This is a genomic window from Novosphingobium sp. (assembly GCF_031424035.1).
In the GTDB taxonomy this organism is placed as follows: domain Bacteria; phylum Pseudomonadota; class Alphaproteobacteria; order Sphingomonadales; family Sphingomonadaceae; genus Novosphingobium.
On sequence record NZ_JANPGP010000134.1, the window covers coordinates 1 to 16665 of the forward strand.

Genomic DNA, 16665 nt, shown 5'->3' on the forward strand with positions numbered 1-16665 from the left:
AACGCAGCTTGACCCACTGGTGCCGCCGATGGCCAACCCGCACATCCTGACACCCGAGACCGAGACGTCGACGCATTACTTCTTCACGCACCCGCCGGGTGAGGAAGAGGCGAGGCAGGCGCGGCGGGTGTTCCTTGAAGAGGATGAACCGATGGTTGCGGCACAGGCCGAGGCAATGGCGGGACAGGACTTCTGGGATGCGCGACCGGTCATCCTGCCAAGCGATGCCGCAGCGATCCGCGCACGGCGCAAGCTGATGCAGATGCGGCGCGCGGAAAAGCCCGACCGTGGAACTGGAACTGAAACCTAACGGCCGCTGCGAATCTCTGCGATCTCTTGCGGCAAGAGGTCGCGGATCATGACATTACGCATGAATACCTCAGCGGCTTCGAACTCCAGTGCGATCCGGCCTCGGGTGAGCGGGGCCCCATCGCGCCCCACCATGCGGAACAACGTGTTCACGATGCGGCCGTTGACAAGGTGGGCTGCCTGATCTCCGAAAGCGTAAAGGTCGATCGTGTTCCAACTGTCCAGTCGCTCGTAATTTCCGGCATGGCGGTGCCACTGACGGGCGATTCCACCGCCGGTGGTTGGCTGGGCATATTCGGTCGGCAGGCCGGGAAAGTAGTTTGGCCAGAGTGGAGTTCCGCCAAGTTGTGGGCCTTGGAGAGACCGGGTGTTGACCATGATCGCATCGCCAATATCACCCTCCTCGAATTGATACTCGACGCAGTCGGGAAAGAGCCGGTCCCGATCTGATGCCAAGTGGTATAACAGCCCGCTGTTTCGCCTTTGCAGCAAGCGCGGCGCGAACCGCCGCTCGCCAAAGCAGAACTCCATCCGCAGGTGGAAATCCGCATATTCCCCGATAGTCGCGATGTGGCCAAAGCTGGAAGCGTCCGGTCCTGAAAAGCCCGGGCCGAGCATATGAAGCATGCCATTTTTGATCGTAATGGCACCGTGCGGATCGGAATTGCCGACGCCTTGTTCAAAGATCGACCAGCCGTCGAGGTTCCGGCCATTGAACAAGGGACGCCAGGCGGAGCGCGGCGCTGACGAGGACTTGGCGGCCAAGGCCGCCTGATGAACGAATGCCGCTCCGCAGAAAATGCCAAGTCCGCTGATCACGTTCCGTCTGGCAAGCATCTCAATCTCCTTGGCGGCAAACGTCCGGCCTGATTCAGAACATCGGATGCGGGTTTTTGGATTCCGCCGGGATCGGCTGGATCGCGTCCCAGTGCTCGACAATCTTGCCATTCTTCAGGCGATACATGTCGAAAACGGCGGCCCCGCGTGCTTCCGGCGTGGGGCGGACGTGGACATGGATCACGGCCATATCGCCATCGACGACGATGCGTTTGATCGCGAAGGTCTTGACCCGGTCAGCGAACATCGGCGCGAGCGCCGCAACGGCGGCTTCGCGGCCATCGGCAAGGCCGGGATTGTGCTGGATGTAGTCCGGGGCGACGTATTTTTCGAAAGCGCCTGCCACATCGCGCTCGGTGTAGAACAACCGGGCGAAATCGGTGATGATCGCCCGGTTGTTTTGCGGCTTGCCGCTCGCCGCCATGACCGGGGCGAGGGCAAGCAGCAGAAGGCTCAGCGCGCGCTTCACGCGGCCAGAGCTACGTCTTTCACGCATTTCGTGGTGGGTACGAAGGGCAGATAGCTCACGCGGTTACGCACCGCCATTTCCAGCTTGTGCTGGCCGGGTGCCAGGCCGCCAGCTTTGAGCGCGGTGATCTTTGCCTTTTCGCCGAAGTTCCAGCGGTCGTCGTAGACGGTTTCCATCTCGTCGAGCGTGTAGGTCTTGCCGCGCACCGTGAAACGCACGTCTTCGCGGGCGATCTTCTCGCCGTCGATGGTGACCTGAATGTCTTCGACCATCGAAAGGCCAAGGCCGCGGTAATAGGGCAGGCGGCCCAGGAAGGCGAAGCCGCCATCAACGTTTTCGAGGCTGTCCTCGATGATCATGAGTTTGTCCATCATGGCACGGATTCCTTACGCTGCAGCCTTGAGGGCGGGGGTTTCGGGTTCGCCCAGCAGGCGGGCGAGCATCACTTGCTGGCGGCGGACCTGTTCGACAGAGTCCGGTTCTTCGGCGTCCTCGATCCAGCGGTTACCTTCGTATTCCGAACAGATGTAGCCATCGTAGCCACCCTGATCGAGCACCGCGATGATCTCGTCATAGGGGATGCTCGGCTCGACATAGTCCTCGGTCATTTCGTAGAACTTGCCGTGGATGTTGTGGATCATCGGCATGTAATCGAGCATCCGCTTGGGCTCGAAGGCGGCGTTGTGGCGCATGGCTTCGGCCATGCCGATCGCCGGGCCGGTGCCGCCCATGTTCTGTACTTCGAGGATGACATATTCCGACAGGACGCGGTCGTCATAGGCCTTGATGATGTAGTCAGCGATGTTCGCAGGCACGCCCATGCGCATGAACTTGTCAGCCCAGACGCGCGGGTAGTGCTTCAGGAACATGCCCATGTCGGGCAGGAAGCCCAGCGCGGGCGAGCCAGACTTCTGAAACATTTCGGCCATGCGGATGATCCACGGGTGGTCGAAGTGCAGCGGGGCGTGAACCTCGGTGAGCATCTTGATGCCCTTTTCCTCGGCATAGGGAGCTGCGGCGACGAGCACTTCGGGCGCAATTGAAACGAGGCTGCGGATGAAGGGCGTTCCCAGCATGACGCCGAAATCGATGTCCTTCTTCACGCTGGCGACCTGCTCGTCAAACGGCATCGGCCGGTCCTTGTAGCGCTTGTAGTCGAGCATGTAGTCGTGGCTGACGGGGACGCAGTCGTACTGCTTGATCAGCGCGTGCCAGTTGGCGATGTCTTCCTGCGCGACGCCGACTTCCGGCCAGCCCCAGAAGCTCTGCTCACCGATCACCTCGATGCCGCGCGCGCCCAGTTCGGCGCAGGTGCGGATGCAGTCTTCCAGGGTCATCTTGCCCTGGAAAGTCTCGTTCTGGAAGGAATAGAGGCTGACGCCCCGCTTGATTTGACTGGTCACGAATCACCTCTCCACTTGGGGAACACATCTGTCGGGAGCGGGAATCCGGTGGGCCGGTTGTATCCGGCTGGCATCGTCTCCCCTCAGGCCATGGCCCTAATTGGAACCTATATTCTTATATTTGAGCGAGCCGGTCAAGGGGGATTTTTTGCCGGAAAACCGCAAGTCTTGCCTGATTGACAGAATTAGAATTATCATTACTTTTAGTTGCGATAACCGCCGGGAGAGAATCGCCGAAATGCCATCCGCTGTGTGCCGCGCGCTTATCGCGGTGCTCTGTTTGCTGCTCGCCGCCTTCTTCGCCTTTGTTGGCTGGAACAAGGCCTTCGCCTCGCTCGCTGACCTTGCGCGCCATGGCGCGTGGACGGTGTTCCTGCCCGAATGGGCCGGACGGCTGGTCGGCTGGAGCGAGATGGGACTGGCCGCCGGTTTGCTCTCCATTTTCGTGCCAAGCCGCCGCGCCGTCGCGCGCTGGTCGGCGCTCCTGCTCATCGCCAATCAGGTCGTTGCCGCGCTGGTTCACCTGACGCACGCCGAGACCGCTGCCTTGCCGCAGAACGGCGTGCTGATCGCGCTGCTTTTCGCCGTCTCCATTTTTGCCCGTCCGCCTGTCGCCAGAGGAGCCATGCCATGAAAACCCGCACGCTGCTGATTGCCTCCGCCATTGCGCTGTTGCCGCAGGTTTCCGCCGCGAAAGCCCCTGCTGATGCCCGCATCGCCGCGCTAGAGGCCCGGCTCGATGCCCTGACGCTGGACAATACCCGCGCGCATGACCGTGCCGCCGTTGAGAACCTGTTCGGTCGCTACATGACGCTGCACAATGCCTTCCGTGATCCGGAAATCATCCCGCTGTGGGTGAAGAAGGGCACTCCAGATGTGCGCGCACAGTATTCGAACAACGGCGTCTATACCAACTGGGACAACATCATGTCCTACCACGCCCAGCGCCCGAACCCGCCGGGTAAGCTGATCTATCACTTCCTCGCCAGCCCGATCATCGAGGTCGCCGCCGATGGCAAGACCGCCAAGGGCATGTGGCTGATGTCGGGGCTTGAAAGCGGGCTGACCGCGCCCGAAGCAGCCAAGGGCGCGCCCGATTTCATGTATGAGAAGAACGTCACGGTCGATGGCAAGAAGGTGTGGATGCACACGGTCTATGCCAAATACGGTGTCGATTTCATCAAGCAGGATGGCGCGTGGAAGATCTGGCACTTCCACTGCTTCGAAGTTGCCCGCGCGCCTTATGGCCTCGGCTGGATTCCCTTCGCCGCCGCCGCGCAGGACAGCCCCTTTGCCGATGACCTGATGTACTTCGGTGAGGACGGCAAGCCGGTGATGATGCCCAGGCCCGATGGCCCGGCGACGATCCGCCACAATCCCTACCGCACCGACAAGGGCCAGTCGCTCGATCTGAAGCCGCCGGTGCCCTATCGCACGTTCGCGGAAACCTTTGCGTACTGATCGCGCCCCACTTTCAGGAGTACTCCATGCCTTTCGAACTATCGGTCAACCTTGAATACATGTTCCTTGAAGCCGGCGAACGGCTTGAGGACCGCATGGCCGCTGCCGCTGCCGCGGGCTTTACCAAGGTGGAGATTTTCACCACGTCCAACCGCGACGTGCCCTCGCTGCGCAAGGCGCTGGATGACAACGGCTGCACGCTGGTGGGCGTGGTCACCGATCCGCGCCAGCAGATCTGCCTTGAACCCAATCACGAAGCGTTCCGTGAAATGTTCGCGCAAGCGGCGAAGGATGCCGAGTTTCTTGGCTGCAGGAACGTGGTCGTACCGTCTGGTTCGGCCGTGCCTTTCCTGCGCCGCCCGATGCAGCTGGATAACGTCGCCAAGGCCATCACGAGCGTGTTGCCTGTGGCAGAGGCGCATGGCCTGACGATCCTGCTTGAACCGGTGAACACCCGCTTCGACCATCCCGGCGTGCTGTTCGGCATGACCGAGGATGCGGTTGGCGTGATCGAGCGGGTTGGCAGCCCCTCGGTGAAGTTGCTTTATGATGTCTATCACTCGGTTACGGAGCGTGAAAACCCGTTCACGATCCTGCCGCCGATCGCGCATATGGTCGGACACGTGCAGATCGCCGACGCTCCGGGGCGCGGCGAGCCGGGCACCGGTACGATCGACTGGAAGGCCATTCTCGGCCTGCTCGAACAGGTTGGCTATACGGGACTCATCGGTCTCGAGTGCTCACCCACGGGCCCGACAAGCGAAGCACTGGCCTATTTCCGCGAGCTTTGCGCTTGAGGTAATGCCAAGGCCCCGGACGCAGCGCCCGGGGCCATTGGTATCACGGCTTTGCCTTGAGCAGGCCCTTGGCCTTCATCCAGGCCATGAACTGGATGAACCACAAGTCGCTGGTCGTGCCCTGAGTCTGGCTGCCAAAGCCGTGGCCCCCGTTGGCGTAATAGTGCAGTTCCACCGGACCGCCGGCCTTCTGCCAGGATTCGACCAGTCCGAAGCCTTCCTTGTTAAACAGCGGATCATCAGAGGCCAGCGCCACGAACAGCGGCTGCGGGTTCTTCGGTGGGGTCACGGCGTGCATCGAGCCATAGATCGGCGCGACAAAATCGGGCCGCGCATCGGGTGCATCGAGCAGGGTTGTGCGGATCGTCGTCATGGCGCCGGCGGAAAAGCCGATCATGCCAACGCGCGCCGTATCGACGCCCCACTTGCCGGCATTGGCCCGGATCATGCGCAGGGCAACCTGCGCGTCAGCAGCGGCAACATTGGTCGCGGCGGACATGTCAGGCGCGATGGTTTCGGTGCCGGAGCGAGGACGGAACAGCGCGGCCATCGAACCCATGAACTCGCCTTCGGAATCGGGCGTTTCCATCGTCCGGTATTTCAGCACGAAAGCAGCGACACCGTGTTCCGCGAACCACTTCGCCACGCCCCAGCCTTCGCTGCTGGCGGACACGAAGCGGAAGCCGCCGCCGGGCACGACCAGCACAGCAGCGCCGGTTGCCGTTCCGGGCTTGGGCAGGAACGGCGTGAGCGTGGGGCGGGTGACGTTGCGGATCCAGATCTGGTTGCCCATGCCTGTCCACACTTCCTTCTGCTTCCAGCTTTCCGATCCGGGCGCCGCGCCGGAATAGAGCGGGATGGCATCGGGCTCAGGCTGGATGGCGAGGCGCTTGGGTGGCACGAATCCCGGGGGCGCTCCCGCAGGCGCTTGCGCCCCTGCCGGTATCGAAAGTAATGCCACTGACAGGGCAAGGCAGGCGGCGAACGTTCTCAGGCGCATCGATCGGTTTCTCCCAAACTGGTAGCGAATTTGCCGTCAGTCATTTCAGTTTGCGAGCAGATTGCAAGCGCGGTTCCGCCTTTTTCCTGCGAGCGACCCGGAAATATTCATTTGCCGGGTTCGGTTGGAAAGTCCGCCGCCTTGTCAAACGGCGCGATCGTAACCTTGCCGCTCGCCGCCCATTCCGCGCCGCGCGCTACCAGGGTGCGCACGCCGTCGTACATCATAGTGTCGGGGCCGTGCCCCAGCGTGAACGAGAAGACGCGGCCCTTGCCATAGTCCTGCACCCAGATCTGCGGGTGGCTGGCGTTGATGCCCTTCATCGCCTTCAATTTGGCAGGCGCATAGGCGGCGACGGGATACTTCGGGCCGGCCTTTTCGGGCAGATAGGCCGCGGCATCGTCATAGGCGGTGGCAAGCACGTGAACCTTGGCATCGGGGGCGAAGACCATGTTCGTGTACATGTCTTCGGTGAAGGTCCAGTGGAACCGCCGCAGGCCCTTGGTGATCGGGTGTTCGCGGTCAGTCAGTTCGAACATGAAGCTATCCGGCGGCGAACGGCGACTGAAGCCTGGCTGCATTACTGCGCCGATCAGCCGCTTGTATTCCGGAATGTCGCGCCCCCAGGTGAACGAGGAATGGTAGGCGACCAGCCCGCCACCTTCGCGCACATACTGGTACAACGCCTCGAACGCGGCAGGCGACCACAAGTGCTGCTTCTCATCCGCGTAATTCCAGCGGCTGGAATAGTTGAGCAGCACGACATCGTACTTCTTCAGCATGGCCAGAGTGCCATCGTCAAAATCTTCGGTCACCCGGACATCGAAGCGGCCGGTGTCCTGCAACTGCTTGCGCAGCAGGTTGTTCACCCCGGTCCAGTCATGCTCGTAGGAGTTCTGGCCGGAGATGATCAGCAGCTTGAGCCGATCCTCCTTGGGATCGACCGGCACGGCAATGCGCTGCACCGTTTCGGGCGGGCGGTAAGGCACGACCATGATCGGCTGGGCGAGCGCAGGGGCGGCAGCAAGCGTCATGGCAAGGAGCAGGCTCAGTCGCTTCATGATTTGGCCCCCCGGCCTGAAATTTCGTCGCGGATCTGTTGCTCCATGCCGTCCATAGGCCAGAACCAGAAAATCATGGCCTGGAGCAGCAGCATTCCCACCGTGCCGCCGTAATAGGTCCAGCGGATCGCCTGGCGCGCGGTTTCGCTGACGGCTTCAGGGGTATAGTCGGACGCTGCCAGCATGAAGGCTACTCCAGCCGTCCCCAGCGCCATGCCCACCTTTGTGGCGAGGCTGACGCCGGCGGAGAGCAGACCTTCATTGCGCGATCCGAAGCGCCACTCGTGATAGTCCACCGTCAGGGCAATCATGGCGAAGGCAGCGGTAATTGTGATCGACGTGGTCAGACATGCGACGAAATAGACGAGCAGGAAGACCGTCCAGTTGCCTTCGAGCCATGGCAGGGCAAGGAACAGCCCAGCGGCCAGCAATACCGCACCGAGCGATCCCTTGCGAATGCCGGTGCGGGCCAGAATCGGCGGCGCAACGAAGGCGGAAAGGAGCAAGGTTCCCGCCACTCCCGGCAGCATCCAGCCGATCAGCCAGGGTTCGCGGAACGTGTCGATGGCCAGGTTGAAAGTTACCGCCATCATGCCGCCAAAGCGCACGAAATAGGCGAGGCACGAAAAGAACGTGACCAGCCAGGCCCGGTTGCGCAGCATCTCGCCAATGGCGGGCAGCAGCGGTGCGGATTCCTTGCGCTCCTCGACGATCCGTTCGCGGCAATTGGCGTAGAGGGACAGGATCGCGATGAGCGAGATGACCGCGAAGACCATCGCTACCTTGCGATAGCCGCCTGGGTTGGTTTCTCCTCCGAACGCGGCAAGCAGCGGCGCAACTGCGGCCGTCCCAAGTACCACGGAAACCGAAGTGCCAAGCGAGCGCATGCCGCTGAGTTTCAGCCGGTCGCCCGTATGGTTGGTCATCATCGGCATCAGCGCGGTATAAGGAATCGCACCCATCGACATCAGGATGCCCAGCGCCTTGAAAGTGACGAAGGCGTAGACAAGCTGCGCCTGCTGGCTCCAGGCAGGCATCGAGAACAGCGCGACGTAAACGACAGCGTAGGGCAGGGCCATGAACAGGAAATAGGGCCGCGTTCTGCCCCAACGGGTCCGCGTGCGATCGACCGCGATGCCGACGCCCATGTCGATCACCGCATCCATCAGCCGCGCAATCAGGAAGATCGTGCCGACGGCGGCGGCGGGCAGCTTGATGACGTTGACGTAGTAGAACAGCAGAGTGCCGCTCACCATGTTGTAGGGCAGGCTGAAACCGAGGTCGCCGAAGCCATAGCTCAGCCGCTCGCGCAGGGTCAGCCTGACCGGTATCGCGTTTGCTGGTGACATCACCCGCTCCCATGGTCGGCTCTTGCGCAGCCCCTGCCGCGTAGCGCCTTGCGGCTTGACGTCCGCTACTTATTAAAACAGATATTCTATTAAATCGCGGAGCCGTCAAGGCCGGCCGTGAATGGTGAGGGGAAATGCACGTGCCAAAGGATGTCCTGATCATCGGCGGAGGGATCGGCGGACTTTGCAGCGCCATCGCGCTTGGCCAGCGCGGTCACCGAGTGACGGTGATCGAGCGCGACCCCGAATGGTCGGTCTATGGCGTGGGCATTACCCAGCAGGCCAACGTGGTGCGCGCCGTGGCCGACCTTGGCATCCGCGACGATTACCTTGCAGCGGGCTTCGGCTTTGACGCGGTGGAGATCTATGCGCCGAATGGTGTGCGCGTGGCGCGGGTGCCTTCACCCAAACTTGCCGAGGGCTATCCGCCCAACCTCGGCATGGGCCGACCGGCGCTGAATGACTTGCTCGCCCGGCGCACGAAGGCGGTGGGAGCCGAAGTGCGGCTGGGTGTGACGGCTGACCGGATCTATGACACCGGCGCGGCGGTGGAAGTCACGTTCTCGGACGGTACATCGGGTACATATGATTTCGTCGTCGGGGCAGACGGCGTCTATTCGCAAACCCGCGCAACAATTCTGCCGGATTCCGAAACCCCCGCATTCACCGGGCAGGGCGTGTGGCGGTACAACTTTCCGCGCGATCCCGAGGTTGATTGCCTGCGCGCTTTCAACGGCCCGACCGGGATCGGTCTCGTACCGATGAACCCTGAGGTGATGTACATGTTCGTCACCACGCCCGAGCCGGGGAACCCGCGCTATCCGCATGAGGATCTGGCAGCGGCCATGCGCGCGAAACTTGCCGGGACTGCCCCCTATATCACTGCTCTGGCGGAACAGATCACGGACAATGACGGCGTTGTCTATCGCCCGCTCGAAGGAATGATGGTGCGCGGAGACTGGCACAAGGGCCGCGTCGTTCTGCTGGGCGATGCCGTCCACGCGACCACGCCGCATCTGGGGCAGGGCGGCGGCATGGCTATCGAGGATGCCATCGTGCTGGCCGAGGAAGTGGATGCCCACGCCGATATTGAGCAGGCCTTTGCCGCCTATCGCCAGCGCAGGTTCGACCGCTGCGACTATATCGTCAGCACCAGCCTTGCCATCTGCTTTGGCCAGATCGGCCGTGGTCCCCCTGTAGACATGACCAAGGCGACCCGCGAGATGTTCGAAGTGACGGCTCAACCGATTTAAGTAAAAAATGCTATAAATCCGAGGTTTACGCGCCATCTTCGGCCGTTTGTTTCGTCGTGACATTGATGGATCAGATAGCTGCCTATCGCCATTTTCGATGCGAAAGCCTTGACTTTGGGTCTATGATATATGAGAGGTGACATTCTAATTTCTAGCGTTCTAATTTGACGCTGCGGCACCAGGAAAGGTGCACAGGTCAACAAGGGGAGGATACCAGGATGCAAAAATCACTATTCCGCCGCGTCTTGCTTGCCAGCGTTTGCTGCGCAGCAACCGCCACGCCAGTCTGGGCTCAGGAAGCCCAGGAAGCGGTCGATGACAATGTCATCGTCGTCACCGCGCAGAACCGCGCGCAGGACGTTACCGACGTGCCGATCGCGATCGACGTCGTTTCGGGTGAGCAGCTGGGCAAGGCTGGCTTCTCCGATATGAATGACATCGACAAGATCGCGCCCGTTGTACAGCTCAACCAGGATCAGGGCACCGTCAAGGTCACTGTCCGCGGCGTCGGTACCAACTCGGCCGACGAAGCACAGGACACCTCGGTGGTCGTCAACATCGATGGCGAATACCTGAACCGCCCGAACGTGATGGGCATGGCCCTGTTCGACATGGAGCGCGTGGAAGTGCTGCGCGGCCCGCAAGGCACGCTGTATGGACGCAACTCGACCGGCGGCGCGATCAACTTCATCACCCGCAAGCCGGGCAAGGACTTCGGCTTCAACGCCTCGGCCAGCTATGGCAACTACAACGCCATCCGCGCCGATGCCGGCGTGGATCTGCCGCTCGGCGATACTGCCGCGATCCGCGTCTCGGGCTTCTACGAAGATCGCGACGGCTACAACAAGCATCCCGCAGGCGGCGGCTTCTTCGTGTTCCCGGCTTATGCTGCAGGTCGGTCGGATGACAACCACGCCTATGGTGGGCGCGTTTCGCTGCGCTTCGATCCAACCGAGGCTCTGTCGATCAATGTTGCTGCGGAATACGCGCGCCGCGTTAATTCGCCCGGCGTCTTTGCGGCTGGCGATCTGAACGCCGCAGGCAATGGTCCGACGGGCGGCACGTGCAACAATGGCTTTACCCGCGTCGCACCTGCCTACCCTCAGGTTCTTTGCGTGCCTTCCAACACCAATCTGCTGTCAAAGATCGATCCCAACAACTACGCCGCGCCGAACTACGGCATTGGCAAGATTGGTGAAGATACATGGGCCGTACGTGGGCGCATTGCCTATGAACTGAGCGATGCGGCAACGATCTCCTACATTGGTGGCTATCGCAAGTACTCGGGCGATCCCGACAACCGCCGCACCCTGCCGGTCATCTATCAATCCTTCAGCTTCCAGGACGATGCCGAAACGCAGAGCCACGAACTGCGGCTCAATGGTGATATCGGCGGGATCATCTATCAGGTTGGCGGTTTCTACTTCAAGGAAACGCTGGCCCGCGAAAGCGGTTTCGCGCTGCCGAGCTTTATCTTCGGTGCGCCGCCGTTCACGAACGGTGCTCCTACCCCGACGACGTTCCTGAGCTACTTCGGCCGCAACATCACCAGCGACAGCAAGTCGGTGTTCGGACAGATCGAAGTGCCGCTCGGTGATACGCTCACGGCCGTTGGCGGCCTGCGCTATACCGACAACAGCCGCGATGCATTGTACATCAATGCAACACCGTTTGGACCGTCGAACGCGTTCCTGTTCGCCACTGGTCCAAGCCGCAAGAATATCAACGCGATCAACGCGACCAAACTGCCGCTCAAGAGCAGTGACAGCAAGGTCACATGGCTTGCCGGACTGAACTACAAGCCGAATTCAGACACGCTTGTGTTCGTCAAGGCTTCTACCGGCTTCAAGGGCGGCGGCTTCGATGCTGTTGGCACTTACAAGCCGGAAACCAACACTGCCTTCGAAGGCGGCTGGAAGCAGACCTTCGGCGATCACGGTCAGCACCAGTTCAATCTTGGCGCGTTCTATTACGACTACAAGGATCTGCAGGTCTCGGTCTTGCTGGATACCGCTGTGGGTGGCCAGATCTTCAACGCCGGCAAGGCGAAGATCTGGGGTCTGGAAGCCTCGGCCAACATCGGCCTGGATGACAACACCCACTTCCACGCCTCGTTCAACTACCTGAACGCCGAATACAAGGACCTGCTCGCGCAGTTCAACGTGTTCGATCTCAGCGGCGCGATCAACGGTGTTGGCGACCTCAATCCTACCCAAGCCGGAATTCAGCAGCCGAACTTTGCCGGAAACCGCCCACCGTTCTCGCCTGAGTTCATCATCACCGCAGGCATCGATCACACGTTCCACTTCGCTGGTGGCTCGCTGACCGCAACTGCGGACACGACGTTCAAGAGCAAGTACTTCACGGACTTCTACAACTATCGTGACGGTACGCAGAAGGCGCTAACCCAGACTGACTTGAGCCTGGAATACGCGCCCGAAAGCGAAAAGTTCTCGATTATGGCTTATGTCCGCAATCTCGAAAACACGCGCCCGCTGACTTACGGCAGCTTCGTGTCGGCCGGTCCGGATGACATCTTCAACTGGCAGTTCGGCGCTCCGCGCACGTACGGTGTTCGTGCCAGCGTGAAGTTCTGATCGCAATGGGGGCAGGGGGCGGCGCTTCGGTGCTGTCCCCTCGTTTTCCAGATACGATTTCCTGCAACTGACGGGTCCCTTACGGGGCCCGTTTTTTTGTGCGGAATCAGGGCTGGTCGGAAAAGGCCGCACCGGCGCCATAGAAGCGGACGGACGCATCGGCTTCATCCGCGGTGATCATCACGCAAAGCTGCACGCCAAAGCGCAGCGCGAGGGGCATGGGCAAAGCAATTTCGGTAAGGCGGCGCGCGCCTACGGGGTGATAGGCGCGCCATTCCTCCGGAACTTCGTGGGGCACCGGGATTGAGTGCGGCTCGACAAGGCGCGGCGTCAGTTCGATTCGCTCCATGCCGCCATGCTGCAAGCACATCCAGCCGATCTTCGCGCCTTCGAGGCATTCCCAGAGCAGGGAAGCCTCAGCGAGCCAGACCGGCTTGCCGCCCAGTTCAACCGGCGTGGGCATCGGGAAGTGGAACCACACCGCCTTGCCCGCGCGCAGGCGGAAGGTGGAGAAAAAACCGCGATGAAAGCCGATGCCTTCGGACCATTCCGCCCCGTCAACAGCGGCGAGGAATTCGGTGCCGCGTTCCTGCGGGACAACAGCGGCAGATGGGATCCAGTGGCGCGCGACGATGGTCATGGTCTCAACCCCACCACGGGTCCTTGCCGGGCTGCCATTTTATCGAGCAGCCGGAACTTGGCGACTGGTCTTCCGGGGCCGGCTGGCCCGCCAGCACGGCATCCACCGCGCGGCGCATGTCATCGCCGGTCACTGGCAGGTCGGTGCGCAGCGGGGGCGTGCCGGGCAGCGGCGGATGGGGCAACTTGGGGCGCGAGGGGCAGAACTGCCCGGCGTAGTACAGGTTGCGGTCCCCATCGTAGAGGAAGAAGTCGGGGGTGCAGATGGCGTTGTAGGCCAGCGCAACGTCCTGGCTCTCATCATAAAGATACGGGAAGGGCAGGCTCCGCTCCTTGGCGAAGAGCTTCATGTGCTCGTAATCGTCCTCGGGAAATTCGTCGGGGTAGTTTGAGGAGATGGCGACCACCTCCAGCCCGCGCGGCTTGAATTCGCGGGCGAAGTTCGAAAGGCTGTCGATCATGTGCAGCACGACCGGGCAGTGATTGCAGATGAAGGCTACCAGCAGCGCGCGTCCGCCGGCGAAATCGGCGAGAGTGCGGATCTGACCTTCGGTATCGGGGAGAGCGAAATCCGGAGCGGGCTGGCCGTAATCAAGCTGGCGCGAAAAACGCAACATCGCTGTCTCCCATTTATAAATAGAATTTGTATTCTTGTAACGCTGAGAGCTGTGTCGGGCAAGAGGCTCGATAAGAAGTGCGATGGCTATGCCTAATAGCCGTGACTTTGCCGCCGCCTTGCTGTTGGAAAGCATGACAGGCTGCGGCGCGCGCCGGCAGCGGAAGGGAGTTTGCCATGAAGAGCCAGGTTGCCATCATCGGTGCAGGACCGGCGGGCTTGTTCCTCGGCCACTTGCTCAAGGCCGAAGGCATCGACTGCGTCGTGATCGAACGGCAGACCCCGGACCATGTCCTCTCGCGCATCCGTGCAGGCGTACTCGAACAGGTGACCGTCGGCCTGATGGAACGGCTCGGCCTCGATGCGCGGCTCAAGGCTGAAGGACTGGTCGAAGGCGGCTTCAACCTGGCCGACGGCGAACGCCTGATCCGCATCGATTGCCAGGGCCTCACCGGCAAGACCGTGGTGGTTTACGGCCAGACCGAAATCACCCGCGACCTGATGGAAGCCGCTCCCTCGCGCGGGCTGGAAGTGATCTACGGTGTTGGCGACGTGGCGGTACACGATATTGAGGGCGATGCGCCTTACGTCACCTGGACCAAGGACGGCAGCGCCGGGCGCATCGACGCGCGGTTCATCGTCGGCTGCGACGGCTTCCACGGCCCCAGCCGCAAGGCGATCCCGGCCAGCGCCGCGCGCGAGTTTGAGCGGGTCTATCCGTTCGGCTGGCTCGGCATCCTTGCCGATGTGCCGCCGTGCCATGATGAACTGATCTACGCCAATCACGAACGCGGCTTCGCGCTCGCATCAATGCGCAGCCACACCCGCAGCCGCTATTACATCGACGTGCCGCTCACCGAAAAGGTTGAGGACTGGAGCGACGACCGCTTGTGGGATGAACTGGCGATCCGCCTCGGCCCCGATGCCGCCGCGAACATGACCTGCGGGCCGGCGCTCAAAAAATCGATCGCGCCATTGCGGTCATACGTGTTCGAACCGATGCGCCATGGCAGCCTGCTTTTGTGCGGTGATGCCGCGCATATCGTGCCGCCGACGGGGGCCAAGGGGCTCAACCTTGCCGCAAGTGACGTGCACTATGCTTGCGAGGCGCTTGCAGGCTGGTTCAAGCGGGGCGATGCCGATGCCGTGGCCGGCTATTCGGAGCGCGCGCTGGCCCGTGTCTGGAAGTCCGAACGGTTCTCCTGGTCGCTGACCAAGCTGATGCACCGTTTCCCAGATGACGGGCCGTTCGAACGCAAGATGCAGGTCGCCGAGCTCGAATACATCGCCTCCAGCGTCGCGGCGCAAACGGCAATTGCCGAGAATTACGTGGGCCTGCCGGTTTAGGTCAGGCCCACGCGGGGGTGAGGATCAGACCTCGCCCCAGACGTCCGTTGCCACGTCCATCACCAGCTGCAACTTGGCGCTCTGCTGCGCAAAGCTGACCTCGTTGCCGTGGACGGTTGATGAGAAGCCGCACTGCGGGCTGAGCGCCAGCTGGTCGAGCGGCGCGAACTTTGCTGCATCGTCGATCCGCGCCTTGATGCTGGCGGGGTCTTCCAGCTCGCCAAGCTTGGTGGTGACAAGGCCGAGCACCACGCGCTTACCCCCCGGCAGGAAGCGCAGGGGAGCGAAATCGCCTGAACGGGCATCGTCGTATTCAAGGAAATATCCATCGACTGCCAATTCGTTAAGCAGGACTTCTGCCACCGGTTCGTAACCGCCTTCGGCCGCCCAGCTTGAGCGGTAATTGCCTCGGCAGAGGTGCACGCAGACAGTCATGTCGGCCGGCCGGTCGCGGATCGAATCGTTGATGACCTTGGCATAGAGCCGAGGCAGGTCGTCCGGATCCATCCCGCGCCGGCGTGCATTTTCACGCTGGGTATCGTCGCAGAGGTAGGCGAGGTTGGTATCGTCGAGCTGGAGATAGCGGCACCCGGCATCGGCAAGGCTGGCGATTTCCGCGCGGTAAGCGGCGGCCAGATCCTCGTAGAACTGGTCGAGATCGGGATAGGCGCCGGCATCGATGGCTTCGCGCCCGCCGCGGAAGTGCAGCATAGTCGGCGAAGGAATCGTTACCTTCGGCGTCTGCGTGGCGCAGGAGGCGAGATATTCGAAGTCGGCGCGCTGGATATCGCGCGCATGCCGCAAAGGCCCGGTGATGGTCATGACCGGCGGGGCATATTCCAGCTCGTGCCCGTCATGGCGATGGAAATGGACCTGGGTGCCGCCGGCCTCATCGACGCCGTCCAACTGCAGCAGGAAGTCGGTGTGGAAAAAGGTGCGGCGGAATTCGCCGTCGGTCACGCCCTTGAAACCAAGGTCTTCCTGCATCCGCACGACATCGGAAATTGCCGCGTCCTCGGCCACGCGGAGCGCAGCCTTGTCGATGGTTCCGGCCTTGAAAGCCTCGCGCGCTTCGAGCAGTGCCTTGGGGCGCAGAAAGCTGCCGACGTGGTCGGCGCGGAACGGTCTGGTGGTCATGCTTACTCTCCGATTTATGCTATTCATCATACCAATATAGAGCCATCGGATTGGTGACCAGCATCTTGTGCTGAAGTTCCACAATCGGCGCGATACGGGGGATCATGTCGACCAGATGGCCGTCGTCAGGAATCTCGGTATCCATGTTGGGATGCGGCCAATCGGTGCCCCACAGCACGCGGTCAGGATAGTCGGCGACCAGCGGCGCGACGGCGTGGGCAAAGGCATTCCACGGATTGCCCGAGCCGCCATCCTTGACCGCGTCGAGGCGGTCGGGGCAGGTCGCCTTGAACCACACGTCGTCGCGGTCATCGAGGAAGGCGCGGAAGGCCTTCATGTCCGGCCCGTCCGGTCCCTGCCGCACGTCGGGGCGGCCCATGTGGTCGATCA

17 protein-coding genes and 1 pseudogene are annotated in these 16665 nt (G+C 61.8%); 7 read left to right on the plus strand and 11 right to left on the minus strand.

The genetic code is table 11. From position 1 onward, the window contains the following. Nucleotides 1–310 (plus strand): annotated as a pseudogene (locus RMO89_RS18480) (aromatic ring-hydroxylating dioxygenase subunit alpha); the annotation flags it as partial. On the opposite strand, the gene RMO89_RS18485 reads toward RMO89_RS18480, so the two are convergent. Genes RMO89_RS18485 through RMO89_RS18500 form a run of 4 tightly spaced genes read right to left on the minus strand, consistent with a single transcriptional unit; the run spans nucleotide 307 to nucleotide 3018 of the window. Further along, nucleotides 307–1128 carry a DUF1080 domain-containing protein gene (locus RMO89_RS18485; protein ID WP_310535006.1) on the minus strand — a complete coding sequence of 274 codons (822 nt, stop codon included), beginning with the start codon at nucleotides 1126–1128 and terminating at the stop codon, nucleotides 307–309. The pseudogene RMO89_RS18480 and the gene RMO89_RS18485 overlap by 4 nt on opposite strands. A 52-nt stretch (nucleotides 1129–1180) precedes the next feature. Continuing rightward, nucleotides 1181–1642 (minus strand): nuclear transport factor 2 family protein, encoded by a 462-nt coding sequence (locus RMO89_RS18490; protein ID WP_310535007.1) that lies wholly within the window; start codon nucleotides 1640–1642, stop codon nucleotides 1181–1183. After that, nucleotides 1612–1989, minus strand: coding sequence for a DUF6379 domain-containing protein (locus RMO89_RS18495; protein ID WP_310535008.1), 378 nt, complete (start codon nucleotides 1987–1989; stop codon nucleotides 1612–1614). The genes RMO89_RS18490 and RMO89_RS18495 overlap by 31 nt, the downstream gene beginning before the upstream one ends. A gap of 12 nt (nucleotides 1990–2001) precedes the next feature. Further along, nucleotides 2002–3018, minus strand: coding sequence for a TIM barrel protein (locus RMO89_RS18500; protein ID WP_310535009.1), 1017 nt, complete (start codon nucleotides 3016–3018; stop codon nucleotides 2002–2004). A gap of 238 nt (nucleotides 3019–3256) precedes the next feature. Between RMO89_RS18500 and RMO89_RS18505 the strand changes: the two genes are divergently transcribed. The 3 genes from RMO89_RS18505 to RMO89_RS18515 are packed head-to-tail and all read left to right on the plus strand — an operon-like array spanning nucleotide 3257 to nucleotide 5276. Then, entirely contained in the window at nucleotides 3257–3652 is a 396-nt protein-coding gene (locus RMO89_RS18505) for a DoxX family protein (protein ID WP_310535010.1), read from the plus strand. Next, a complete protein-coding gene (locus tag RMO89_RS18510; protein ID WP_310535011.1) occupies nucleotides 3649–4479 on the plus strand; it encodes a nuclear transport factor 2 family protein in 831 nt (276 codons plus the stop codon). Before RMO89_RS18505 ends, RMO89_RS18510 begins: the two co-directional genes overlap by 4 nt. Nucleotides 4480–4505: 26 nt before the next feature. After that, nucleotides 4506–5276 (plus strand): TIM barrel protein, encoded by a 771-nt coding sequence (locus tag RMO89_RS18515; protein ID WP_310535012.1) that lies wholly within the window; start codon nucleotides 4506–4508, stop codon nucleotides 5274–5276. A gap of 43 nt (nucleotides 5277–5319) precedes the next feature. Here the strand turns inward: RMO89_RS18515 and RMO89_RS18520 are convergent, their stop codons facing one another. The 3 genes from RMO89_RS18520 to RMO89_RS18530 form a co-directional block, all read right to left on the minus strand. Continuing rightward, complete coding sequence (locus tag RMO89_RS18520; RefSeq protein ID WP_310535014.1) at nucleotides 5320–6177, minus strand: dienelactone hydrolase family protein; 858 nt, start codon at nucleotides 6175–6177, stop codon at nucleotides 5320–5322. A gap of 206 nt (nucleotides 6178–6383) precedes the next feature. Continuing rightward, entirely contained in the window at nucleotides 6384–7337 is a 954-nt protein-coding gene (locus RMO89_RS18525; RefSeq protein WP_310535016.1) for a ThuA domain-containing protein, read from the minus strand. Then, the gene (locus tag RMO89_RS18530) at nucleotides 7334–8686 is read right to left on the minus strand and encodes a glycoside-pentoside-hexuronide (GPH):cation symporter (protein WP_310535017.1); all 1353 of its coding nucleotides are present in this window, start codon (nucleotides 8684–8686) and stop codon (nucleotides 7334–7336) included. The genes RMO89_RS18525 and RMO89_RS18530 overlap by 4 nt, the downstream gene beginning before the upstream one ends. 140 nt (nucleotides 8687–8826) lie before the next feature. On the opposite strand from RMO89_RS18530, the gene RMO89_RS18535 reads away from it, so the two are divergent. Together RMO89_RS18535 and RMO89_RS18540 are read left to right on the plus strand one after the other, a co-directional pair. Then, nucleotides 8827–9939: an FAD-dependent oxidoreductase gene (locus RMO89_RS18535; RefSeq protein WP_409035583.1), complete on the plus strand. Its 1113-nt coding sequence runs from the start codon at nucleotides 8827–8829 to the stop codon at nucleotides 9937–9939. Nucleotides 9940–10157: 218 nt separating this feature from the next. Next, nucleotides 10158–12536 carry a TonB-dependent receptor gene (locus RMO89_RS18540; protein WP_310535020.1) on the plus strand — a complete coding sequence of 793 codons (2379 nt, stop codon included), beginning with the start codon at nucleotides 10158–10160 and terminating at the stop codon, nucleotides 12534–12536. A 106-nt stretch (nucleotides 12537–12642) separates the two neighbouring features. Here the strand turns inward: RMO89_RS18540 and RMO89_RS18545 are convergent, their stop codons facing one another. After that, nucleotides 12643–13176 carry a hypothetical protein gene (locus RMO89_RS18545; protein ID WP_310535022.1) on the minus strand — a complete coding sequence of 178 codons (534 nt, stop codon included), beginning with the start codon at nucleotides 13174–13176 and terminating at the stop codon, nucleotides 12643–12645. Nucleotides 13177–13180: 4 nt separating this feature from the next. Continuing rightward, complete coding sequence (locus RMO89_RS18550; RefSeq protein WP_310535023.1) at nucleotides 13181–13792, minus strand: thioredoxin family protein; 612 nt, start codon at nucleotides 13790–13792, stop codon at nucleotides 13181–13183. Nucleotides 13793–13968: 176 nt separating this feature from the next. On the opposite strand from RMO89_RS18550, the gene pobA reads away from it, so the two are divergent. Continuing rightward, nucleotides 13969–15138 carry a 4-hydroxybenzoate 3-monooxygenase gene (pobA, locus tag RMO89_RS18555; RefSeq protein ID WP_310535025.1) on the plus strand — a complete coding sequence of 390 codons (1170 nt, stop codon included), beginning with the start codon at nucleotides 13969–13971 and terminating at the stop codon, nucleotides 15136–15138. A 24-nt stretch (nucleotides 15139–15162) separates the two neighbouring features. Here the strand turns inward: pobA and RMO89_RS18560 are convergent, their stop codons facing one another. Next, nucleotides 15163–16275, minus strand: a complete 1113-nt coding sequence (locus tag RMO89_RS18560) for a 5-methyltetrahydropteroyltriglutamate--homocysteine S-methyltransferase (protein WP_310535026.1) — start codon at nucleotides 16273–16275, stop codon at nucleotides 15163–15165. A gap of 19 nt (nucleotides 16276–16294) precedes the next feature. Beyond that, a partial coding sequence (locus RMO89_RS18565) for an amidohydrolase family protein (RefSeq protein WP_310535027.1) occupies nucleotides 16295–16665 on the minus strand: 371 nt, incomplete at its 5' end.

Excerpts from the sequence above, each read along its gene's own strand:
- RMO89_RS18510 (WP_310535011.1), top strand. The coding sequence starts at position 3,649 with ATGAAAACCCGCACGCTGCTGATTGCCTCCGCCATTGCGCTGTTGCCG.
- RMO89_RS18525 (WP_310535016.1), bottom strand. The coding sequence starts at position 7,337 with ATGAAGCGACTGAGCCTGCTCCTTGCCATGACGCTTGCTGCCGCCCCT.
- pobA (WP_310535025.1), top strand. The coding sequence starts at position 13,969 with ATGAAGAGCCAGGTTGCCATCATCGGTGCAGGACCGGCGGGCTTGTTC.
- RMO89_RS18515 (WP_310535012.1), top strand. The coding sequence starts at position 4,506 with ATGCCTTTCGAACTATCGGTCAACCTTGAATACATGTTCCTTGAAGCC.
- RMO89_RS18530 (WP_310535017.1), bottom strand. The coding sequence starts at position 8,686 with ATGTCACCAGCAAACGCGATACCGGTCAGGCTGACCCTGCGCGAGCGG.
- RMO89_RS18505 (WP_310535010.1), top strand. The coding sequence starts at position 3,257 with ATGCCATCCGCTGTGTGCCGCGCGCTTATCGCGGTGCTCTGTTTGCTG.
- RMO89_RS18490 (WP_310535007.1), bottom strand. The coding sequence starts at position 1,642 with ATGCGTGAAAGACGTAGCTCTGGCCGCGTGAAGCGCGCGCTGAGCCTT.
- RMO89_RS18540 (WP_310535020.1), top strand. The coding sequence starts at position 10,158 with ATGCAAAAATCACTATTCCGCCGCGTCTTGCTTGCCAGCGTTTGCTGC.
- RMO89_RS18495 (WP_310535008.1), bottom strand. The coding sequence starts at position 1,989 with ATGATGGACAAACTCATGATCATCGAGGACAGCCTCGAAAACGTTGAT.
- RMO89_RS18560 (WP_310535026.1), bottom strand. The coding sequence starts at position 16,275 with ATGACCACCAGACCGTTCCGCGCCGACCACGTCGGCAGCTTTCTGCGC.
- RMO89_RS18550 (WP_310535023.1), bottom strand. The coding sequence starts at position 13,792 with ATGTTGCGTTTTTCGCGCCAGCTTGATTACGGCCAGCCCGCTCCGGAT.
- RMO89_RS18545 (WP_310535022.1), bottom strand. The coding sequence starts at position 13,176 with ATGACCATCGTCGCGCGCCACTGGATCCCATCTGCCGCTGTTGTCCCG.